This window comes from Mycobacterium colombiense, from assembly GCF_003284935.1.
Lineage (GTDB): Bacteria > Actinomycetota > Actinomycetes > Mycobacteriales > Mycobacteriaceae > Mycobacterium > Mycobacterium arosiense_A.
The window spans coordinates 14726-35763 of sequence record NZ_QMEV01000037.1 but is presented as its reverse complement, the minus strand read 5'-3'; the positions used below and the strand labels follow the sequence as shown (position 1 = coordinate 35763).

Sequence of the window (21038 nt, the reverse complement as noted above, 5' to 3'; positions counted from 1 at the left end):
AGCGTCCGGCGTCAGCGGTACTTGATCATCAGCGCCATGCCGATGATGCACACCAGCCAGATGGCGGTGATGAAATAGGTCAGCCGGTCCAGGTTCTTCTCCACCACCGTGGAACCCGACAGGCTGGACTGCACGCCGCCACCGAACAACGTGGACAGGCCGCCACCCTTGGCGCGGTGCAGCAGCACCAGCAGCACCACCAGGATGCTGGTGACGACCAGGGTGATCTGCAAAGCCAACTGCATGACGGCCAGCCTACCGGGGCGCGGCCGCGCTCAGGGCAGTGGCCCGCCGGCGGCGATGGCCGCCAGCGTGGCGAACTGCTCGCCGTCCAGGGAGGCGCCGCCGACCAAGCCGCCGTCGATGTCGTCGCGGGCGATCAGCTCGCCGATGTTCTTGGCGTTCACCGATCCGCCGTAGAGCACCCGCACCGAGTCGGCGATCTCCGAGGAGGCGAGGGACGCCAGCTGCTTGCGGATCGCCGCGCACACCTCTTGGGCGTCACCCGCGCTGGCCACCCGCCCGGTGCCGATCGCCCACACCGGTTCGTAGGCGATGACGACCTTGCCGATCTGTTCGGCGGACAGCCCGGCCAGCGATCCGCGCAGCTGCTCCTCGCAGTGCGGGACGTGGTTTCCCGCCTCCCGGACGTCGAGCTGCTCGCCGATGCAGACGATCGGGGTCAGTTCGTGCTTGAGCGCCGCGGCGGCCTTGGCGGCCACCACCGCGTCGTCCTCGTGGTGGTAGGTCCGTCGCTCGGAGTGCCCGACGACGACGAACGTGCAGCCCAGCTTGGCCAGGAACGCGCCGCTGATGTCGCCGGTGTAGGCACCCGAGTCGTGCTCGGACAGGTCCTGCCCGCCGTAGGTCAACCGCAGCTTGTCACCGTCGACCAGGGTCTGCACGCTGCGCAGATCCGTGAACGGCGGCAGCACCGTGACGTCCACCTTGTCGTAGTACTTGTCCGGCAACGCGAACGCGATCTTTTGCACCAGCGCGATGGCCTCGAAATGGTTGAGGTTCATCTTCCAGTTGCCGGCGATCAGCGGTTTGCGGCTCACGTCTCTGGGGACCTTTCTAGTTGGGGTCGGGCTGGGGTTGGCTCAACACCTCGATACCCGGAAGCGTCTTGCCCTCAAGGTATTCCAGCGACGCTCCCCCACCGGTCGAGATGTGCGAGAAGTCGCCCTCCGGGATGCCCAGCGCGCGCACCGCGGCCGCGGAGTCCCCGCCGCCCACCACGCTGAACGCGCCCTTGCCGGTGGCCGCGGCGATCGCCTCGGCGACGCCCTTGGTGCCCGCGGCGAAGGCCGGGAATTCGAACACGCCCATCGGCCCGTTCCAGAACACGGTTTCGGCGTTGGACAGCAACGTGGTGAAGCGTTTGACCGAGCCCGGCCCGATGTCCAGGCCCATCTGGTCGTCTCCGATGGCGTCGGCCGCGACGGTCTGCGGCGTCGCGTCGGCGGCGAACTTGTCACCCACCACGATGTCGACCGGCAGCCGCAGCACGTCGTGGTAGGTGTCCAGCAGCCGGCGGCAGGTGTCCACCATCTCGGTCTCCAGCAGCGACTTGCCGACCGAGAAACCTTGGGCGGCAAGGAAGGTGAAGCACATGCCGCCGCCGATGACGATGCTGTCGGCCTTGGTGGCCAGCGATTCGATGACACCGAGCTTGTCGGACACCTTCGACCCGCCGAGCACCACCGCATACGGGCGTTTGGTGGAGCTGGTCAGCTGCTCCAGCACCGCGATCTCCTCGGCCACCAGCGTGCCGGCGTAGTGCGGCAGCAGGGTGGCGATGTCGTACACCGAGGCCTGCTTGCGGTGCACCACGCCGAAGCCGTCGGAGACGAAAGCCCCTGTCGGCCCGACCAACTCGGCCAACTGCCGGGCCAGCGCCAGGCGCTCACCGTCGTCCTTGCTGGTTTCGCGGACGTCGAAGCGGATGTTCTCGAGCAGCAGGACGTCGCCGTCGGTCAGGCCCTCGGCGCGGGCCAAGGCGTCGGTGCCCACGACGTCGCCGGCCAGCTGGACGTGCCGGCCGAGCTGCTCACCGAGCGCCGCGGCCACGGGCGCCAGCGAGAGCTTCGGGTCGGCTCCGCCCTTGGGCCGGCCGAGGTGCGCGGTGACGACCACCTTGGCGCCGGCCTCGACCAGCGCCCGCAGCGTCGGCACCGAGGCGGTGATGCGGCCGGCGTCGGTGATCTTCCCGTCGTCGAGCGGCACGTTCAGATCGGAGCGCACCAGCACGCCGCGTCCGGAAACCCCTTCGGCGAGAAGGTCTTTCAGAGTCTGGACGGCCACGGGTTTACAGCGACTTGCCGACCAGGGCGACCAGGTCGACGAGGCGGTTGGAGTAGCCCCATTCGTTGTCGTACCAGGAGACGACCTTGGCTTGGTCGTCGATCACCTTGGTCAGGCCGGAGTCGAAGATCGAGCTGTGCGGGTCGGTGACGATGTCGCTGGACACGATCGGCGCGTCGTAGTACTTCAGGATGCCCTTCATGGGTCCCTCGGCGGCGGCCTTCATCGCGGCGTTGATTTCGTCGGCGGTGGCCGACTTCTTCAGCTCGGCGGTCAGGTCGGTGACCGAGCCGGTGGGGATCGGCACCCGCAGCGCGTACCCGTCCAGCTTGCCCTTCAGCTCGGGCAGCACCAGGCCGATGGCCTTGGCCGCGCCGGTGGAGGTCGGCACGATGTTCAGCGCGGCGGCGCGGGCCCGGCGCAGGTCCTTGTGCGGGCCGTCCTGCAGGTTCTGGTCCTGGGTGTAGGCGTGGATGGTGGTCATCAGACCCTTGACGATGCCGAACTCGTCGTTGAGCACCTTGGCGATCGGGCCGAGGCAGTTCGTGGTGCACGACGCGTTAGAGATGATGTTCTGGCTGCCGTCGTACTTGTCGTCGTTGACGCCCAGCACGATGGTGATGTCCTCATCCGTGGCGGGCGCGGAGATGATCACCTTCTTGGCGCCGGCGTCCAGGTGGCCCTTGGCCTTGGCGGCGTTGGTGAAGATGCCGGTGGACTCGACGACGACGTCGACGCCCAGGTCGCCCCAGGGCAGCGCGGCCGGGCCTTCCTTGACCTCGAGCGCCTTGATCTTCTTGCTGCCGACGACGATGGTGTCGTCGCCTTCGAGGCTGACGTCGTGCGGCAGGCGGCCCAGGATGGAGTCGAATTTCAGCAGGTGCGCCAGGCTGGCGTTGTCGGTGAGGTCGTTGACCGCGACCACCTCGATGTCAGCGGTGCCCTGCTCCTGTTGAGCCAGCAAGGCCCGGTAGAAGTTCCGCCCGATGCGACCGAAGCCGTTGATACCTACTCGGACCGTCACTTGTCTCTCCTGTCGTCTTTCTTTCCTGTGTCCGCTGATTTGCGCTCGTCGCCAGCCTAGATCAGTGGCGCCTACCATTGCCGCGCTGGTATATCCCCCGTGACGTCGGCCACACGCGGTCCGGGCTAGCGCCACGCTTGCGCAGCCAAGCCAGCGCCGCCCCGGTGGCGTAGTAGCCACAGAGCCCGTGGATCCCGGCTCCCGGCGGTGTCGATTGCGAGCACAAATAGACGCCGGGCGCCCCGGTCGCATACGGGTTGGCGGAGACGCGGGGCCGCAGGATGACCTGGAGCCCGTCGTTGGCGCCGCCGAGGATGTCCCCGCCGATGTAGTTGGGGTTGTAGGCCGCCAGGTCCGCGGTGCCGGTGCTGACGGTCGCGACGACGCGGTCGCGGAACCCCGGGGCGAAGCGTTCGATCTGCTCGACGATGACCGCGGTGGCGTCGCCGGTGTAGCCGAACGGCACGTGGGCGTAGGCCCAGACCGGATTGACGCCGCCCGCGGAGCGCGACGGGTCGGCCAGGTACTGCTGCCCGACGAGGACGAACGGGCGCCGCGCCATGGTGCCCAGCGCGCGTTGGCGTTCGGTGTCGGCGATCTCGGCGAAGCCGCCGCCGAGGTGGACGCTGCCGGCGCGCCTGCAGTCGGGGTTGGTCCAGGGGATGTCGCCCTGGACGGCGAAGTCGACCTTGAACGCCGAGGACCCCTGGCGATAGCGCCGGTAGGACCGCGCGATGCGGGCGGGCATGGCGTCGCCGTAGAGCCGCAGCGCCGCGGCGGGGCTCAGGTCCAGCATGACGAGGTCGGCGTCCGGGATGTCGCGGCGGCCGGTGACGGTCACGCCGGTGGCGATGCTGCCCCCGTGCGCCTGCAGGGCCGCGGCCAGGGCGCGGGTGATCGACCCGGAGCCGCCCTGCGCGACCGGCCAGCCGTAGCGGTGCCCGCTGGCCAGGAAGAGCAGCCCCAGGGACGCGGTCAGTGGACGGTCCAGGCGGGTGTAGATGTGGGCGGCGGCCCCGCCGAACAGCGCGCGGGCCTGCTCGGTGCGAAACCAGCGGGCCAGCACGGTGGCCGGCAGCAGGGCGCGGGGCCCGAAACGGGCCAGGCGGACGGGGTGGCGGGGGACGTGCAGCACCGGGCGCAGCAGATCCTGCGCCAGGTCATCGAATCCGGTGGCGAGGTCCCCGACGGCGCGGCGCCACCGGCCGGCGTCGCGGCCCATGCCGGCCACCGTCTGATCGATCGACCGATACAGCACCCCCGCGGTGCCGTCGTCGAGCGGATGCGCGCAGTCGATCTCCGGCCACTTCCACACCAGCCCATAGCGCGGCAGGTCGATCTCTTTCCAGAACGGCGAACCGACGCCGAACGGGTGGGTGGCCGAGCAGACGTCATGGATCACCCCGGGCACCGTCAGCTCGGCCGAGCGCGCTCCCCCGCCGACGGTCTCGCGCGCCTCCAGCACCTGCACGTCGACACCCTCGCGGGCGAGCCGGATGGCCGCGGCCAGGCCGTTGGGCCCGGCGCCCACGACGACCGCGGTGGTCACCGGGCGCCGCCATCGATGACGTGGACGGGGTAGTCGTCGCCGGGCTCGGGCCAGGGTTGACGGCTCAGCATGCCCGCGACGTCGACGTAGCCCTCTTCGATCAGCCCGGTCTTGGCGTCGACGATGCGGTAGGCCTGCGTTTGGCGCTGGATCGGCTGGGCTTCCAGGATGATCACCCGCACCTCGCCCTCGTCGAAGTCGCAGCGCCGCTGCACCGCGGCCAGCAGCTGTTCGTTGTGCAGGTGGCCTTCGCCGAAGTTCCACCCGATCAGCGGCCCGGCGATAATTTCGCCGTCGCGCAGCAGGTAGTCGGCCTCGTCGGCCCCGTCGGGCAGGGCGCGGGGCACCAGGCCGCCCAGCGCGCGGCCGTGGGTGTGCATGGACCGCCACCCCATCAACTTGTCGATCATGAGTTCGGCGGTCTGCGGATCATAAAGGCGGGCAAGCTGATTGGGCGCCAGCGCCGACGCCTTGGTGATGTTCGCCTCGATCTTGTCCTCGGCGCCCTTGCGCAGGCACCAAGTGCTGGTGGCCCAGTTGCCCGCGTAGTAGCGCATCGCCGGAAGAAACGAAACCTGTTGCGGGAACATGTTTCCCACGATCGGCACCACCGCCAGCGCGGCGATGAGGATGATCAGCAGCAGCGGCGAGCGCAGCCCGGTGGCCGTGATGCCGGCGTAGTGGCCGAACAGGTAGAAGAGCGAAAAGATGAAAAAGACGTTCCACTCCAGGGGAACCCCCATCGGAATGGTGGACGTGATGTTGAGGTGGAACAGCACCATGAAGCCGATCAGGAACCACGCCCACCGGTGACCGTCGGCGAAGAACACCAGGACCAGCGGAACCAGAAATTCGGCCGTCGTCCCGCCGACATGGGCCATCACCTTCGGTATCCACGACGGTCGCAGGTCGTTGACCGGGTCGAGGTAGAGCCGGCGCTTGAACCAGTTGAACGCCCGGCCGCGCAGCAGCGGGCTGTTGCTCATCATCACCGCCACGACGTACGGGAAGTGGTGGTTGAGCTTGGACGTGGCCGCGCCCCACCACAGCGCCAGCATGATGATCTTGAATGCGGCGATCTGGTCGGTGAACCCGAAGAAGAACACCAGCAGCGTCAGCCCGTAGTGCTCACCGCGCGCCGCCAGGAAGACGGTCTTGTCCCGCAGGCCCAGCAGCGCGAGCGCGACGATGGCGGGCACCACCAGCCGGGGATCGATCAGGCCGACGTCGCCCGCCGGGGTGACCGGGCCGCCCCGCCCCGGCGAGAGCAGCGCCCAGACGCCGGAGCCCAGCACGACGAGATACAGCGCCACGTCGACGACAGTGCGGTTGTCCCCGCGGGTGAACGGGACCTTGTCCGGCCAGGCCGGCAGCCGAATGGTGTTGGGCCGCAACCAATACAAGAACCCGCCGAACGGCGGCCAGAACCGCGCGGTCAGCGGCCCCGATCCGCAGCCCAGGCCCAGGATCTCGAACAGCAGCGTGAAGATGACCAGCTTCTGGTACACGATCGGCTGCGTCCACCAGTCGGCGAGGTGGCCCAGACCGCCCAGCCCCGGCGTCAGGGAAATCACCGCGGCGGCGCCGGCGACGTACCCGGCGATCTTGAAGACGTAGAACAGATAGACCGCGTACGGCGAGCCGAAGCCGTGTTCGACCCAATGCCGGGTCATGATCTGGCGCCTGGTCGACCGCGGCAGGCCGGGCCACGTGTGCGGGTCGACGTCGGGAAACTCCGGAGCCATGAATCCCATGGGCGGCCTCGTTCCTGTCTAGAAACCAGCTGGCCCATAGAATGTATCGGCACCGCCACGCGGGGGCGCCGACGTGTGCGCCCCGGCGCCGCGCGCCGGCCGCCCGGTCACCGCCGCATGACGAGAAGTGTTGCGGGGAGCCGTGTTTCAGCGCACGCCCGGCGCGGGCCGGCGAACCAGGGGGCGTGCCTGCGGGGAAGCCGCGCCCGGCGCCCGGCCGACGAATCGGCGCCGCAGCTTCTCGATCAGCGTGTCCAGCGTCCGCCGATCCTGCTCGGCGATGCGCGCCAGGCGGCGGTAGTTCGCCACGGCGTCGAGGTCGCCCTTGGCCTCGGCGGAGCCGATTTTGCGCTGGTACTCGTCGATGCGCTGATCGATGAGGCCGCGCCGGCCGGCGAGCAGGCGCACGAAGTAGTCGGCCTGCAGCTCGTCCGCGGTGTCCGGCGCGGCCGCGGCGAGAGCACCGGCGGCCGGCGCGGATCGGGACGGTTCTTGGTTCTGGCGACCCGATTCCGCGCGCGCCGGGGCGGCGTGGGTACGCCGCCCGCGCCTGTCCCGGGTGCTGGCCGATCTGTGGGTGGTGCTCGAGCGGGCACTCCGCTCGTGGGACAGACCGGCTACGTCCATCGGGTCCCCTTTACTCGAGGATTACTTAGGGCGCCGTAACAATAGCGCCCCGACCCGTCCCAAACCACATGTCCGGTTGCGCAAAGACGAAACACCGTGACAGCAACGCCAGCCCCGGTCGCTACCATCGAGGGACTCGACTCGGCGGAGCGGCCTGGTGCGAGCGTCAAGGAGGGAACGTGACCGACAACGGCAACCCCGAGGGCGGGGATATCGGCAAATTCGACCCCGGCTTGACCCAGCGCCTGATGGCGGTGATGCGCCCGGTGCTGAAGACCTACTTCCGGTCGGAGGTACACGGCCTGGAGTCGTTCCCGCCGGGCGGAGCGCTGGTGGTCGGTAACCACTCGGGCGGCATGTTCCCCATGGACGTGCCGATCTTCAGCGTCCACTTCTACGACAAACTCGGCTACGACCGGCCGGTCTACACGCTGAGCCACGACATCCTGATGACCGGGCCCACCGCGGATCTGTTCCGGCGCACCGGATACATCCGGGCCAATCGGGAGAACGCGGCCGCGGCGCTGCGTTCGGGTGGGGTGGTGATCGTGTTCCCCGGCGGCGACTACGACGCCTACCGGCCCACCCTCTCCGAGAACGTCATCGACTTCAACGGCCGCAAGGGCTACATCCGCACCGCGATCGACGCGGGCGTCCCCATCGTGCCGGCGGTGTCCATCGGCGGGCAGGAGACCCAGCTCTACCTGACCCGCGGCACCTGGCTGGCCGAGCGGCTGGGCATTAAACGCTTGCTGCGCAGCGCGATTCTGCCGGTGTCGTTCGGCTTTCCCTTCGGCCTGAGCGCGGTCATCCCGCCGAACCTGCCGCTGCCCACCAAGATCGTGACGCAGGTGCTCCCGCCGATCGACATCGCCAAGCAGTTCGGCGACGACCCGGACGTCGACGAGGTCGACGAGCATGTCCGGTCGGTGATGCAGCAGGCCCTGACCGAGCTCGCCGCCAAGCGCCGCTTCCCGATCCTGGGCTGAGCCATGGCGAACCCGTTGAGCGAGACCCTCGGCCTGGTCAGCACGCTGAGCCGCGCCGGCATGATCGCGCCGATGCGACCCGACCGCTACTTCAAGATGGCGGCGGCCATGCGCCGCGAAGGCATGGGCATGACCGTGGGCTTCGCCAGCGCCGCGCAGCGCTGCCCGGACCGTCCCGGCCTCATCGACGAGCTCGGCGCGCTGACCTGGCGCGAGCTCGACGAGCGGATCAACGCGTTCGCCGCCGCGTTGCAACGGTTGCCCGCGGGCCAGCCGAAAGTCGTGGGCATCATGTGCCGCAACCACCGCGGCTTCGTCGAGGCGGTGGTGGCCACCAACCGGATCGGGTCCGACGTCGTGCTGCTCAACACGTCGTTCGCCGGGCCCGCGCTGGCCGAGGTGGTCAACCGCGAGGGCGTCGACGTCGTGGTCTACGACGAGGAATTCACCCCGACGGTGGACCGCGCGCTGGCCGACAGGCCGGACGCCGGCCGCATCGTGGCCTGGACCGACGGCGAACACGAACTCACCGTTGAGAAGCTGATCGCCGATCACGCCGGGCAACGGCCCCAGCGCTCGGGCCGCAAGGGCCGGATGATCCTGCTGACCTCCGGCACCACCGGAACACCCAAGGGCGCCAACCAAACCGGCGGCAACGCCGGGATCGGCACGCTCAAGGCGATCTTGGACCGCACCCCGTGGCGGGCCGAGGAGAACATCGTCATCGTGGCGCCGATGTTCCACGCCTGGGGGTTCTCCCAGTTGATCTTCGCGGCGTCGATGGCGTGCACGGTGATCACCCGGCGCAAGTTCGACCCCGAGGCCACGCTGGACCTCATCGACCGCCACCGGGCGACCGGGCTCGCCGTGGTGCCGGTGATGTTCGACCGCATCATGGAGCTGCCGCCCGAGGTGCGACGCCGTTACAGCTGCCGGTCCCTGAGATTCGCGGCGGCATCGGGTTCGCGGATGCGACCGGACGTGGTCATCGCGTTCATGGACGCGTTCGGCGACGTGATCTACAACAACTACAACGCCACCGAGGCCGGCATGATCGCCACGGCCACGCCGGAGGACCTGCGGGCCGCACCGGACACGGCGGGCCGGCCCGCGGGGGGAACCGAAATCCGGATCCTGGACCCCGAATTCAACGAGCTGCCCACCGGTGAGGTCGGCAGCATCTACGTGCGCAACAACACCCAGTTCGACGGCTACACCTCGGGCAGTACCAAGGACTTTCACGCTGGATTCATGTCGTCGGGCGACGTGGGATACCTCGACGAGGCGGGACGCCTGTTCGTCGTCGGCCGCGATGACGAAATGATCGTCTCCGGGGGCGAGAACGTCTACCCGATCGAAGTGGAGAAGACGCTGGCGGCACATCCCGACGTCGCGGAGGCGGCGGTGATCGGCGTGGACGACGAACAGTACGGGCAGCGGCTGGCGGCCTTCGTGGTGCTCGAGACCGGCGCCACGCTCGACGCGGGCGCCGCGCCCGAGGCGCTCAAGCAGCACGTGCGGGAGAACCTGGCCAACTACAAGATCCCCCGCGAGATCACGGTGCTGGACGAACTTCCCCGCGGCAGCACCGGCAAGATCCTGCGCGCCGACCTGCAAGCGCGGGTGACCGGCTGATGCGGCTCGCCCGGACCCTCCGGAAACCCCGGCCGCTCGCGCGGGCCGCGCTCGAATTGGCCAACGCCGCCAACGGATTACGCCCGCTGGCCCGCAAAGGATACAGCACCGTTCTGGTCTTCTGGTTCGGCTGGCCGGCCTCCGAGGTGCCGGGCGTGTACTTCTCCGCCTCGCTGCTCGATGCGCTGCGGCGGGGGCGCCGCGGCGACTTCGCGGGACGGCGCGGCAAGGCCGCGCTGGGCCTGACGGCGGCGTCGTGGGCGCTGCTGGCGGTGATCAAGTACCGGGGCGTCACCACCCCGGGCCCGGTGCTCGAGGCCGGGCTGCGCGAGGAACTCGGCGACGACTACGAAGAGGCGCTGGACAAACTGCCCGAGACGCAGCCGCGGCGCAGCGGTCGCCGCTCCCTGCCGCTGGGCAACACCGTGGCGCGCCGCCGGTACGTCGAGAAGACCAACGTGGTGTCCTACGGTCCGCACGGCCGCGCCAACCTCGCCGACATCTGGCGCCGCCACGACCTGCCGCGCGACGGCAAGGCGCCCGTGCTGCTGCAGGTGCCCGGCGGCGCCTGGGTGATCGGAATGCGCCGCCCCCAGGCCTATCCGCTGATGAGCCACCTAGCCGCGCGCGGTTGGGTGTGCGTGTCGATCGGCTACCGGGTGTCGCCGCGGCACACCTGGCCCGACCACATCGTCGACGTCAAACGCGCGCTGGCGTGGGTCAAGGAGAACATCTCCCGCTACGGCGGGGATCCCAACTTCGTGGCGATCACCGGCGGATCGGCGGGCGGCCACCTGTGTTCGCTGGCGGCGCTGACCCCCAACGACCCGAAGTTCCAGCCCGGCTTCGAGGACGCCGACACCTCGGTGGTGGCCGCGGTACCGGTGTACGGGCGCTACGACTGGTTCTCCACCGAGGGCGAAGGCCGGCGCGAATTCGTGGACCTGCTCGAAAAGTTCGTCGTCAAAAAGAAATTCACCACCCACCGCGACGTCTACGTCGACGCCTCGCCGATCCGGCGGCTGCGCGCCGACGCGCCGCCGTTCTTCGTCCTGCACGGCCACGACGATTCGCTCATCCCGGTCGGCGAGGCCGAGGAGTTCGTCGAGGAACTGCGCGCGGTGTCCAAGAATCCGGTCGCCTACGCCGAATTGCCGCACGCCCAGCATGCTTTCGACATCTTCAGCTCGCCGCGGGCGCACCGGTCCGCGGAGGCCGTGGCGCGGTTCCTGTCGTGGGTGTACGCGACGAGCCCGCCCGAGCGCGCCTGAGAGAGCTCTGCCACCTCCCGCGGGCACGATTACGAATACCGAAGACGTATACCGAAATCTCCTGTGCCACTGTAGTTTCAGTGGTCACAGGGCGGCGTTTTTTGTCGGTGGGTGCCGATAGTTTGGCGGTGTGACTGATCAGCAGGATATCGACGCGGCGTTCGACGCGCTCGATGCCGCCTGGGATCGAGTCTGCGCGCTCAACGTCGACGCGCTGAATCCGCGCCAACAGCTGGCGGTACTGGAGCGCTGCGAAAGGCAGCGCCGACGCATCCCCGCCGTCGAGCATCCGCTGATCAATTCCCTTGCCCGCCAGGCGCCGTCTGTCGAACTCGGCGGCACCGTGGTCCATGCCCTCGCCGAGGCCACCCTGATCAGCCGCACCGAAGCCTCCCGGCGCCTCAAGGAGGCACGCGATCTGGGCCCACGCCACGGCCTGACCGGCGAACCGATCCCACCGGCGCTGCCGGCCACCGCCGCCGCCCAACGCGACGGAACACTTGGGCCTGGGCAGGTCGCGGTGATCCGTAAGTTCTGCCACGCCCTGCCCGGCTGGATAGACATGCCCACCCGCGAGCACGCCGAAGCCCGGTTAGCCCAGGAGGGCAGCCGGTTTCGCCCCGAACAACTGGCCGCGCTGGCCGCCACCCTCGCCGACTGCCTCAACCCCGACGGCACCTACACCGACGAGGACCGCGCCCGCCAGCGCGGCCTGAGCCTGGGCAACCAGCAATCCGACGGCATGTCGGCGCTGCGCGGCTGGCTGACCCCCGAAGCCCGCGCCACCCTGGAAGCGGTGTTGGCCAAACTCGCCGCGCCGGGCATGTGCAACCCGCTGGACGAAAGCCCGTGCGTGGACGGCGCACCTTCCCAGGAAGCCATCGAGCGCGACCCGCGGTCGGCGGCCCAGCGCAACCACGACGGCCTCAACGCCGCACTGCGGGCGCTGCTGGCCTCCGGAGAGTTGGGTCAGCACAACGGATTACCGGCCTCCATCATCGTCACCACCACCCTGGCCGAGCTGGAGTCCGCCGCCGGGCGCGGCCTGACCGGCGGGGGCACCCTGCTACCGATGAGCGACGTGATCCGCCTGGCCCGCCACGCCCATCGCTACCTGGCGATCTTCGACAAAGGCAACGCCCTGGCCCTCTATCACACCAAACGCCTGGCCTCACCCGGGCAGCGAGTAGTCTTGTACGCCAAGGACCGCGGCTGCTCACACCCGGGCTGCACCGTGCCCGGCTACTACTGCGAAGTCCACCACGTCACCGACTACGCCACGTGCCACACCACCGACGGCAACGACCTCACCTTCGCCTGCGGCCCCCATCACCGACTGCTCAAACCCGGCGGCTGGACCACCCGCAAAACCGCCCGCGGCGACACCCACTGGAAACCACCACCCGAACTCGACCGGGGACAACCGCGCACCAACACCTTCCATCACCCCGAGAAGCTTCTCCGCGATGGAGACGACGACGAGGCGGATAGCTCAAACGGTCCCATTTCCGGACTCTGAAAGGCGATCTCCAGAAGGCCGGGTGGCGAACTCAACGTTCACGCCGCCCATGGGCCCACGCCGCCGACTTTCTCGATCGTGATGTGAGTCAGGTAGCCGGCGGGTGCGTCAGGCGGCGGGAACCCGGTGCCGGGGCCGAAGATGGTCGTGGCGATCTCGTCGAGAATCTCGGGAGCACCGCCCTCCTCGACGCGCGCGGTGCCCCTGATCGACAGATAGGGCGTCTGTGGCCCGCTGCGGTCGGCGGACGCGATAGTCACGGCCACGCGGGGATCACGCCGGATGTTGCGAACCTTCTGATGCTCCTGCAGATGAGCGACGACCAATTCATCACCGCCGTCGGCTGTACTACGCACCGTCACCCAGACCAGGCTGACCTGCGGGCTGCCGTCGCGATTGATCGTGACAAGCGTGGCCGGGTCGGAACCGATGAGTTGGCGTGCGCTGTCGCTGAGTTTCGTAATGTTCATGGCGTTCTCCTGATTCGTCGCGTTCCGGACATCTCGGGTCTGTATCCATACGACCTATCCATACGACGAAGAGGCGGCGCGGAATCCGACAGCCCGAAGCCCGACGCGAAATCGCGCCAGCAGAGCGCTACAGGATCGTCATCTGCTCGGGTTCCGGCTCGGCCGGCTCGAGCAGCTGCGGGCCGTTGTTGCGGACGTTGTTGACCAACGTCGACACCTCACGCATCCGGATGGCCCCCACGTCGGGCGTGCGGTCCAGTAGGTCCTGATCGATCTCGGCGTCCGGGTCGAGCCACCGGTCCCAGTCGCGTTCGGGCACCACCAGCGGCATCCGATCGTGGATCGTCGCCAACTCGCCGGGCGCATCGGTGGTGATGATCGTGCAGCTCAGCAGCGGCGAGGCGTCCTTGGCCGGTTTCCAGACCGACCACAGGCCCGCCATGAACAGCGGCTCCCCGTCTTCGCGGTACATGAAGAACGGCGTCTTGCGGGTCTTTTTGCCGGCCGCGTCGGCGGAGTTGACCCGCCATTCGTAGTAGCCATCCATCGGGATCAGGCAGCGCTTGGACTTCGCACTGGTCCGGAAGGCGGGCGAAGTGGTGACCTTGTCCGCGCGGGCGTTGATCAGCATCGGCCCCTTGGTCTCCGGCGCACCGTCGGAACCGGCCTTGGCCCACGGCGGCACCAACCCCCAGCGCATCAGCCGCACCCGCCGCGTCGGCTGGTCGTCGGGCTCGGAATGCCGGCTGACCACGGTCGCGATGGTCGAGGTCGGGGCCACATTGTAGTTGGGGCTCGTCGAGTAGTTGGGGCTCGTCGAGTAGTTGGGGCCCGTCGATCCGCCGTCGACGCCGGTGGCCTCGTCGATCGCCTTGATCTTCTGGGCCAGCAAGGCGGGATCGGTGGTGACCGCGAACCTTCCGCACATAACACCCATGGTGGCAGAAACCGATGACAGGCGATGATGGACCAGTGAGTACGTGGCAGGCCCCCGTGGCGGCGCAACCGGTGCGCGCGACCGTGACCGTTCCGGGGTCGAAATCGCAGACCAACCGCGCCCTGGTGCTGGCGGCGCTGGCGGCCGCCCAGGGGCAAGGCACCCCGACCATCGCCGGGGCGCTGCGCAGCCGCGACACCGACCTGATGATCGGGGCGCTGCGCACGCTGGGCCTGGACCTCGACGGCGACGGGGACGGCGACGGGGACGGCGACGGGACCGAATTGACGGTCAGCGGCCGGGTGTCGCCCGAACCGATGGCACAGGTCGATTGCGGACTGGCCGGCACCGTGCTGAGGTTCGTGCCGCCGCTGGCGGCGCTGGCCGAGTCGATCGTCGAGTTCGACGGCGACGAGCAGGCCCGGGCACGGCCCATCGTCCCGCTGCTCGACGCGCTGCGTGGGCTAGGCGTGCGGATCGACGGCTCCGGTCTGCCGTTCCGGGTGCTGGGCACGGGCTCGGTCGTCGGCGGGACCGTGACCATCGACGCGTCGGCCTCGTCGCAATTCGTGTCGGGGCTGCTGTTGTGCGCGGCATCGTTCGCCGAGGGGTTGACCGTCCAGCACACCGGTGGAGAGCTGCCGTCGGCGCCGCACATCGCCATGACGGTGACGATGCTGCGCCAGGCCGGCGTCGACGTCGACGACTCCGTCCCCAACCGGTGGCAGGTGCGCCCCGGGCCGGTCGCGGCGCGGCACTGGGAGGTGGAGCCGGACCTGACGAACGCCGTGCCCTTCCTGGCCGCGGCGGTGGTCACCGGCGGCGCGGTGCGCATCGCCGGCTGGCCGTCGAGCAGTGTGCAGCCCGCCGACAACATCCTGAGCGTGTTGAGCAACCTCAATACCGCTGTGACGCATAATGATTCGTTCCTGGAGGCGCGGGGGTCCGGCGACTACGACGGTTTCGATGTCGACCTGCGCGCGCTCGGCGAGCTGACGCCGTCGGTGGCCGCCCTGGCGGCGCTGGCGACCCCTGGATCGGTGTCGCGCCTGTCCGGCATCGCGCATCTGCGCGGGCATGAGACCGACCGGCTGACCGCGCTGCGCAAGGAGATCAACCGGCTGGGCGGCGACTGCACCGAAAGCCCCGACGGCCTGGTGATCACCGCGACCCCGTTGAAGTCCGGAACCTGGCGCGCCTACGCCGACCACCGGATGGCGATGGCCGGCGCGATCATCGGGCTGCGGGTGCCCGGGGTCGAGGTCGACGACATCGGCTCCACCGGCAAGACGCTGCCCGAGTTCCCGCGGCTGTGGGCCCGGATGCTGGAGCCCGGGGAAGAGCACGGCATGTGAGGCCCGGCGACTACGACGAGTCCGACGTCAAGATCCGCTCCGGCCGGGGCTCGCGACCGCGGACCAAGACCCGTCCCGAACACGCCGACGCCGAGGCGGGCATGGTGGTCAGCGTCGACCGCGGCCGCTGGGGATGCGTGCTGGGCGGCGACGTCGATCGCCGGGTCACCGCCATGCGGGCCCGCGAGCTGGGCCGCACCCCGATCGTGGTGGGCGACGACGTCGACGTGGTGGGTGACCTGTCCGGTCGCCCGGACACGCTGGCCCGCATCGTGCGTCGCGGGGAACGCCGAACGGTGTTGCGGCGCACCGCCGATGACACCGATCCGACCGAACGGGTGGTGGTCGCCAACGCCGACCAGCTGCTGATCGTGGTCGCGCTCGCCGACCCGCCGCCCCGCACCGGCCTGGTGGACCGAACGCTGATCGCCGCCTACGCCGGCGGGCTCACGCCGATCCTGTGCCTGACCAAGACCGATCTCGCCCCGCCGGAGCCGTTCGCCCGGCAATTCGTCGATCTGGACCTGACGGTGGTCGAGGCCGGCCGCGACGATCCCCTGCCCGCGGTGGCGGACCTGCTCGCGGGCAAGATCACCGTGCTGCTCGGGCATTCCGGCGTCGGCAAGTCCACCCTGGTGAACCGCCTGGTGCCCGACGCGGACCGCGCCGTCGGCGACGTGACCGACATCGGCAGGGGACGGCACACCTCGACGCAGTCGGTGGCGCTGCCGTTGACCGAGCCGCTGGGCACCACCGGCTGGGTGATCGACACACCGGGCATCCGATCCTTCGGGCTCGCCCACATCCGGCCCGACGACGTCATGATGGCCTTTTCCGACCTGGCCGAGGCCATCGCCGACTGCCCGCGCGGCTGCGGGCACATGGGTCCGCCTGCCGACCCCGAGTGCGCGCTGGACACCCTCACCGGGCCCGCCGTCCGCCGCGTCGCCGCGGCGCGCCGGCTGCTGGCCGCACTCAGCCAGACTCCTTAGCCACGCGCATGCCGAGCTCGTCGGGCGGAACCAAATGCCCTTCCGCACAACGGATTTCGACGCTTACCTCGGCGCCGCATCCCAGATGGGTCAGCCGCAGCCGGTTGCGGCCCGGCAGATGGCGCCTCCCCCACTCGAACATCGCCCACACCACCGGCATGAACTCGATGCCGGCCTGCGTGAGCACGTACTCGTCGCGACTGCGCTGCCCGGGTTCGCGATAGGGCTGGCGCCGTAACAGCCCCAGCTCGACCAGTTCGCTCAGCCGCGCCGAGGTGGCGGCCTTGGTGATGCCCACCCGGCGGGCGAAGTCGTCGAATCGGGTGGTGCCGTAGTACGCCTCGCGCATGATCAGCATCGCGGATTTGGTTCCGACGACCGCCATGGTCTTCTCGATCGCGCACTGGCCCACCGCCGACCAGGCGTCGCGGTCGGCCAGCGGTCCTTGCAGCAGTGTCATCTAAATCACCTCCGCACCTGGGTTGCTTTCAGCATACCGAGGTGTTTATCTGAGTATAGCGGTCTATACCTAGATCCCCCGGACTCGAGGACAATCATGAATCGCGACGCCGTCATCGTCGGAGCCGTCCGCACCCCCATCGGCAAGGGCAAGGCCAGCGGCGCGCTGCACGGGGTGCTGCCCGCCGATCTGCTGGCGCACAGCCTGCGCGAGCTGGTGGCACGCACCGGCGTCGATCCGGCCCAGGTCGACGATGTCATCGCCGGCGCGGTCACCCAGGTCGGCGACCAGGCGGCCAACATCGCCCGTAATGCCCTGCTGGGCGCCGGGTTCCCGGAATCGGTGCCCGGAGTCACGATCGACCGCCAATGCGGCAGCAGCCAGCAGGCCATCAGCTTCGCCGCGCAGGGCGTGATCGCCGGGGCGTACGACATCGTCATCGCCGGTGGCGTGGAATCGATGAGCCGCGTGCCGATGGGCTCCCAGGTGTCCCCAGGCAGCAACCCGATGGGCGAGGGCATGACCCGCCGCTACCCCGACGGCCTGGTGCCGCAGGGCATCAGCGCCGAACTGATCGCGGCGAAGTGGGGCTTTCCCCGCGCACAGCTCGACGAGTTCTCCGCCGGCAGCCATGAGAAGGCCGCCCGCGCCACCAAGGAGGGGCTTTTCGACAACGAGCTCATTCCGATCGCCGGGCTGACCACCGACGAGATCATCCGCCCCGGCACGACGGTCGAGACGCTGGCCAGGTTGTCACCGGCGTTCTACAGCGACGCGGCCAAAGCCCGCTTCCCGCAGATCAATTGGGAGATCACCCCGGGGAACTCGTCGCCGCTGTCCGACGGCAGCGCCGCGGTGCTGATCACCAGCGGCGAGGCCGCCAAGAAGCTGGGGTTGCGTCCGCTGGCCCGGATCCACACCACCACCGTGGTGGGCTCCGACCCGCTCTACATGCTGACCGGCGTCATCCCGGCCACCGAGAAGGTGTTGTCCAAGGCGGGTCTGACGCTCGCCGACATCGACCTGTTCGAGGTGAACGAGGCGTTCGCGCCCGTGGTGCTCGCCTGGGCCAAGGACGTAGACGGGGAGCAGACGGGCATCCTTGAGCGCACCAATGTGAATGGCGGTGCCATCGCTATCGGTCACCCTCTCGGGGCTAGTGGTGCGCGCATCATGACAACACTTGTGAACGCGCTGGAGCAGCGCGGCGGTCGGTATGGCCTGCAGACGATGTGCGAGGGCGGCGGCATGGCCAACGCGACGATCATCGAGCGGCTGGGTTGACGGCGATGTCGTCGCCCAGCATCTCGAGCGTCTTTGTCATCGGCGGCACCGGCGCCCAGGGCATGCCCATCATCCGCGCCCTGGTCGCCGACCAGAGATACTCCGTTCGATTCCTCAGCCGCGACCCCGACTCCCGCCGAGCGAAAGAGCTGCTCGCGCTCGACAACGTGTCCGTATTGGAAGGCTCATTCGCCGACGAAGCGAAGCTGCGGGAGGGTTTCCGCGGTTGTGATGCGGCATTCGTCAACATCGACGGGTTCAACACCGGCGAGAAGACCGAGATGTATTGGGCGATCCGCAGTTACGAGATAGCTCTCGAAGAGGGAGTCAAGTTCTTCGTCTATGGAAACCTCGACTACGGGCTCAAGAAGTCGGGATACGACTCCCGCTTCCGCACCGGCCACTATGACGGCAAGGGCCGGGTGGGTGAATGGATCCTGTTCCAGAATCAGGTAAACGGTGACAAGGTAAACGGTGATCGGATGGGCGCGGCGGTCTTCACCACGGGTCCCTACATCGAGATGGTGATCTCGCCCGGGACGCCGATGACGCCCGCCGTCGAGGACGGTGTCGTGACGTGGCGGGTCCCGCTTGGCGAGGGTGCGGTGCCCCATGTGGCTCTCGAAGATTGCGGATATTACGTCCGTTGGCTGTTCGACCATCCCGAGCGCGCGAACGGCATCGATCTCGAAGTCGCCGTGGACCATATCGCCTATGCGGATCTCGCCGCGGCGTTCGAAAAGGTCACCGGACATCCGGCGCGGTACATCGACACCGATTTAGACACCTATTGGCGGGACGGCCCCCTCAGCGGGGCGGCGGATGCCCCTGCCGGATACAACGCAGACCCCAGCGACAAGAGCACCATGAATGTCCGGGACAACTACACGGGATTCTGGAATCTGTGGAAATACGGAGTGGTCAAACGCGATTACGGTCTGCTCGATCAAATTCACCCGCACCGGATCCGCAGAGCCGAGGAATGGTTCCGCCGAGAAGACCAGCTCGGAAGATCGCTGGGGAAAGGCAGCCTCTGGGAGAGGGTGCAACCGCAGAACCGGACTCCGATCCTGAAGATCGGCGAGGATATGAGGAGGGGGAAATTATGACCGAGACCCCGTTCGACGGCGTGCGGGTGCGCTACGACAGCACCAAGGGCTACGACGAACTGCGCACCGCGTTGCTCGCCGACATCGGTGAGCGGCCGGTGCCCATCAACGACATCGCGACGGGCACCGGCGACTGGGAGTCGTTTCGGGAGCGCGTCGAATCCCACGTCGGGCCAAGCGGATTCATGTTGTTCGGCACGGTCGACCACGGCGCCTGGATCACCAAGGCCGGCATCGACCGCAAGGCCGTGCGCGTCATCCTCGGCAACCCCTTGATCGCCATCACCATGCTGCGCCACGACGTGACGGCGGGCCTGTTCGCCCCGGTCGAGTTGCTGTTGCTCGAGGAGGACGACGGCCGCAGCAGCCTGACCTACGTCAAGCCGTCGTCGCTGATGGCCGTCTCGCCCAATCCCGAATTGCTCAGCGCCGCGGAGGAACTCGACGCGAAGCTGGCGGCGTTGGCCGAGAAGGTGACCGCCTGACCGGCGTTACCTCGTGCCGGTCAGCTGTTTTCGCCGGATGAGCGCCGACGGACGGACCGGCCGCACGGTCACCGACAGCGTCAGTGCGACGGCGAGCAGGTAGCACGCCACCGCGTAGACCAGGCTGCCGGTGGGTGTTCCGTCGGACGTGAGGCCGTGCGAGGCCTTCCCGTGGGCCGGCAGGGCCGACAACCACAAACCCCCGAGCACGATCAGGAATGCGAACCCGAAGGTCGCGACGAAGGTGTTGCGCGCGCCGGGCGTGAACGCGGTGTCGCGCCACTGGCGCAACAGGATAGGGACCGCCACCACGGTGAACGCGCCGAGAATGATGAAGTACAGCGCCCGGCGCAGTGCGCTGTCGGGATGCTGGCCACCGGCCAGCAGGATCGGGACATTGGCGACGACCATCCCCACCGGCACCAGCACCGCGACCCCAAAGGTGCGGCCCGTCAAAGAAATTCGGCCCAGATATCGCCCGCGCTCGATCGGGCGGGTGACCAACAGTTGACTGAACAGCGCGACGCAGGCCGGCCCCACGGTCGCGAACAGCACGACGCTGCCCATCGGCACCGAGGCCAGCATCGGATGGTTGATCGCGTTGTCGGTGTTCCACGCCCACCAGCGCAGCTGCGGACCCAGCTGGTCGAAGATTTCGTAGAAGCAATTGTGTACGAATCCCACGCACACCGCACCGACGATCGCGCCCCAGTCCCGAAAGACGCCCAGGCTGCGCACCACCTCGTAGGCCAAGGTCATCATCGCGGGATAGAGCGCCACGATGTAGAGCGGCAGCCGGTCGTACATGAACTGGACCGTGAAGACGTTGGGCACGAACACCGCACCGATGGAGCCGTCGACGCCGAACACCGTGGGAAAGTACAGCGGCGGCTCGACGATGAGCAGGTAGATCACCGTCGCGAACCAGATCACCACGTTGGCGGGTTCGCGATCGCGGCGCAGTCGGTGGATCGCCCACCACAGCGCCAGCACGGCGCCCGCGACGACCAGCAGTTCAATCACCGGCAGCGTCCAATTCGCCAGTCCGAACGGGTTTCTCAGGGTCACCCACGGCGAGGCGTGCTCGCAGCTGAAGCCCAAACGGTTGGCGATGCGTTCGATGTCGTCGCTGCATTGACCGCTCATCGTTGGGCGTCCTGTCGTCACGCGCACACGCACGGCCACGTACGCGCTTACCGGAAGCTTGACGATACATGTCCAGCAAGCGGGCGCCCGGCCCCGACGAGCGCCACTCACTGACGCCCGTCATT

At 68.6% G+C, this 21038-nt stretch carries 19 protein-coding genes and 1 pseudogene; 9 read left to right on the top strand and 11 right to left on the bottom strand.

All coding sequences use genetic code 11. The annotated features are described in order from the left end of the window. Positions 1 to 11: 11 nt before the first annotated feature. The 7 genes and pseudogenes from secG to DQP57_RS16720 all read right to left on the bottom strand — a co-directional run bounded on the left by secG (position 12) and on the right by DQP57_RS16720 (position 7261). Entirely contained in the window at positions 12 to 245 is a 234-nt protein-coding gene (gene secG / locus DQP57_RS16750) for a preprotein translocase subunit SecG (protein WP_066864507.1), read from the bottom strand. Positions 246 to 275: 30 nt separating this feature from the next. Beyond that, a complete protein-coding gene (gene tpiA / locus DQP57_RS16745; RefSeq protein WP_112633961.1) occupies positions 276 to 1061 on the bottom strand; it encodes a triose-phosphate isomerase in 786 nt (261 codons plus the stop codon). A gap of 16 nt (positions 1062 to 1077) precedes the next feature. Next, the gene (locus DQP57_RS16740) at positions 1078 to 2307 is read right to left on the bottom strand and encodes a phosphoglycerate kinase (protein ID WP_112633960.1); all 1230 of its coding nucleotides are present in this window, start codon (positions 2305 to 2307) and stop codon (positions 1078 to 1080) included. Positions 2308 to 2311: 4 nt separating this feature from the next. Next, complete coding sequence (gap, locus tag DQP57_RS16735) at positions 2312 to 3331, bottom strand: type I glyceraldehyde-3-phosphate dehydrogenase (protein ID WP_064950380.1); 1020 nt, start codon at positions 3329 to 3331, stop codon at positions 2312 to 2314. A 133-nt stretch (positions 3332 to 3464) separates the two neighbouring features. After that, positions 3465 to 4880, bottom strand: a pseudogene (locus DQP57_RS16730) (phytoene desaturase family protein); the annotation flags it as partial. Continuing rightward, positions 4877 to 6634, bottom strand: coding sequence for a DUF3556 domain-containing protein (locus DQP57_RS16725; protein WP_112633959.1), 1758 nt, complete (start codon positions 6632 to 6634; stop codon positions 4877 to 4879). The pseudogene DQP57_RS16730 and the gene DQP57_RS16725, both read right to left, overlap by 4 nt. Before the next feature lie 147 nt (positions 6635 to 6781). Beyond that, positions 6782 to 7261, bottom strand: a complete 480-nt coding sequence (locus DQP57_RS16720) for a hypothetical protein (RefSeq protein ID WP_240631788.1) — start codon at positions 7259 to 7261, stop codon at positions 6782 to 6784. Between the two features lie 248 nt (positions 7262 to 7509). Here DQP57_RS16720 and DQP57_RS16715 point away from each other — a divergent pair, with 248 nt between their 5' ends. The 4 genes from DQP57_RS16715 to DQP57_RS16700 all read left to right on the top strand — a co-directional run bounded on the left by DQP57_RS16715 (position 7510) and on the right by DQP57_RS16700 (position 12675). Continuing rightward, positions 7510 to 8250: a lysophospholipid acyltransferase family protein gene (locus tag DQP57_RS16715; RefSeq protein WP_240631789.1), complete on the top strand. Its 741-nt coding sequence runs from the start codon at positions 7510 to 7512 to the stop codon at positions 8248 to 8250. A gap of 3 nt (positions 8251 to 8253) precedes the next feature. After that, positions 8254 to 9885, top strand: a complete 1632-nt coding sequence (gene fadD12 / locus DQP57_RS16710) for an acyl-CoA ligase FadD12 (RefSeq protein ID WP_112633957.1) — start codon at positions 8254 to 8256, stop codon at positions 9883 to 9885. Then, complete coding sequence (locus tag DQP57_RS16705; protein ID WP_112633956.1) at positions 9885 to 11156, top strand: alpha/beta hydrolase; 1272 nt, start codon at positions 9885 to 9887, stop codon at positions 11154 to 11156. Before fadD12 ends, DQP57_RS16705 begins: the two co-directional genes overlap by 1 nt. 130 nt (positions 11157 to 11286) lie before the next feature. After that, positions 11287 to 12675: an HNH endonuclease signature motif containing protein gene (locus tag DQP57_RS16700; protein WP_112633955.1), complete on the top strand. Its 1389-nt coding sequence runs from the start codon at positions 11287 to 11289 to the stop codon at positions 12673 to 12675. Between the two features lie 38 nt (positions 12676 to 12713). Here DQP57_RS16700 and DQP57_RS16695 read toward each other — a convergent pair whose 3' ends face one another. Together DQP57_RS16695 and DQP57_RS16690 are read right to left on the bottom strand one after the other, a co-directional pair. Further along, positions 12714 to 13145 carry a PPOX class F420-dependent oxidoreductase gene (locus DQP57_RS16695; protein WP_112633954.1) on the bottom strand — a complete coding sequence of 144 codons (432 nt, stop codon included), beginning with the start codon at positions 13143 to 13145 and terminating at the stop codon, positions 12714 to 12716. Between the two features lie 127 nt (positions 13146 to 13272). After that, positions 13273 to 14073, bottom strand: coding sequence for an SOS response-associated peptidase (locus tag DQP57_RS16690; protein ID WP_112633953.1), 801 nt, complete (start codon positions 14071 to 14073; stop codon positions 13273 to 13275). Positions 14074 to 14117: 44 nt separating this feature from the next. On the opposite strand from DQP57_RS16690, the gene aroA reads away from it, so the two are divergent. Continuing rightward, a complete protein-coding gene (gene aroA, locus DQP57_RS16685) occupies positions 14118 to 15437 on the top strand; it encodes a 3-phosphoshikimate 1-carboxyvinyltransferase (protein ID WP_112633952.1) in 1320 nt (439 codons plus the stop codon). Next, positions 15434 to 16429: a ribosome small subunit-dependent GTPase A gene (gene rsgA, locus DQP57_RS16680; protein WP_112633951.1), complete on the top strand. Its 996-nt coding sequence runs from the start codon at positions 15434 to 15436 to the stop codon at positions 16427 to 16429. Before aroA ends, rsgA begins: the two co-directional genes overlap by 4 nt. On the opposite strand, the gene DQP57_RS16675 is transcribed toward rsgA, so the two are convergent. Beyond that, a complete protein-coding gene (locus DQP57_RS16675; RefSeq protein ID WP_112633950.1) occupies positions 16413 to 16889 on the bottom strand; it encodes a winged helix-turn-helix transcriptional regulator in 477 nt (158 codons plus the stop codon). The two genes, rsgA and DQP57_RS16675, sit on opposite strands and share 17 nt — an antisense overlap. 96 nt (positions 16890 to 16985) lie before the next feature. Between DQP57_RS16675 and DQP57_RS16670 the strand changes: the two genes are divergently transcribed. The 3 genes from DQP57_RS16670 to DQP57_RS16660 are packed head-to-tail and all read left to right on the top strand — an operon-like array spanning position 16986 to position 19767. Further along, positions 16986 to 18173, top strand: a complete 1188-nt coding sequence (locus DQP57_RS16670) for a thiolase family protein (RefSeq protein ID WP_112633949.1) — start codon at positions 16986 to 16988, stop codon at positions 18171 to 18173. 5 nt (positions 18174 to 18178) lie between these two features. Then, a complete protein-coding gene (locus tag DQP57_RS16665) occupies positions 18179 to 19282 on the top strand; it encodes an NmrA family NAD(P)-binding protein (RefSeq protein ID WP_112633948.1) in 1104 nt (367 codons plus the stop codon). Further along, positions 19279 to 19767, top strand: coding sequence for a DUF302 domain-containing protein (locus tag DQP57_RS16660; RefSeq protein WP_112633947.1), 489 nt, complete (start codon positions 19279 to 19281; stop codon positions 19765 to 19767). The genes DQP57_RS16665 and DQP57_RS16660 overlap by 4 nt, the downstream gene beginning before the upstream one ends. A gap of 6 nt (positions 19768 to 19773) precedes the next feature. On the opposite strand, the gene DQP57_RS16655 is transcribed toward DQP57_RS16660, so the two are convergent. Beyond that, a complete protein-coding gene (locus DQP57_RS16655; RefSeq protein WP_112633946.1) occupies positions 19774 to 20913 on the bottom strand; it encodes a hypothetical protein in 1140 nt (379 codons plus the stop codon). Positions 20914 to 21038: the final 125 nt, after the last annotated feature.

Bases quoted from the DNA above. Each gene is read 5' to 3' on its own strand.
- DQP57_RS16670 (WP_112633949.1), top strand. From the start codon at position 16,986: ATGAATCGCGACGCCGTCATCGTCGGAGCCGTCCGCACCCCCATCGGC.
- DQP57_RS16660 (WP_112633947.1), top strand. From the start codon at position 19,279: ATGACCGAGACCCCGTTCGACGGCGTGCGGGTGCGCTACGACAGCACC.
- DQP57_RS16720 (WP_240631788.1), bottom strand. From the start codon at position 7,261: ATGGACGTAGCCGGTCTGTCCCACGAGCGGAGTGCCCGCTCGAGCACC.
- DQP57_RS16665 (WP_112633948.1), top strand. From the start codon at position 18,179: ATGTCGTCGCCCAGCATCTCGAGCGTCTTTGTCATCGGCGGCACCGGC.
- DQP57_RS16655 (WP_112633946.1), bottom strand. From the start codon at position 20,913: ATGAGCGGTCAATGCAGCGACGACATCGAACGCATCGCCAACCGTTTG.
- DQP57_RS16675 (WP_112633950.1), bottom strand. From the start codon at position 16,889: ATGACACTGCTGCAAGGACCGCTGGCCGACCGCGACGCCTGGTCGGCG.
- DQP57_RS16725 (WP_112633959.1), bottom strand. From the start codon at position 6,634: ATGGGATTCATGGCTCCGGAGTTTCCCGACGTCGACCCGCACACGTGG.
- DQP57_RS16705 (WP_112633956.1), top strand. From the start codon at position 9,885: ATGCGGCTCGCCCGGACCCTCCGGAAACCCCGGCCGCTCGCGCGGGCC.
- secG (WP_066864507.1), bottom strand. From the start codon at position 245: ATGCAGTTGGCTTTGCAGATCACCCTGGTCGTCACCAGCATCCTGGTG.
- fadD12 (WP_112633957.1), top strand. From the start codon at position 8,254: ATGGCGAACCCGTTGAGCGAGACCCTCGGCCTGGTCAGCACGCTGAGC.
- DQP57_RS16715 (WP_240631789.1), top strand. From the start codon at position 7,510: ATGGCGGTGATGCGCCCGGTGCTGAAGACCTACTTCCGGTCGGAGGTA.
- DQP57_RS16690 (WP_112633953.1), bottom strand. From the start codon at position 14,073: ATGTGCGGAAGGTTCGCGGTCACCACCGATCCCGCCTTGCTGGCCCAG.
- DQP57_RS16695 (WP_112633954.1), bottom strand. From the start codon at position 13,145: ATGAACATTACGAAACTCAGCGACAGCGCACGCCAACTCATCGGTTCC.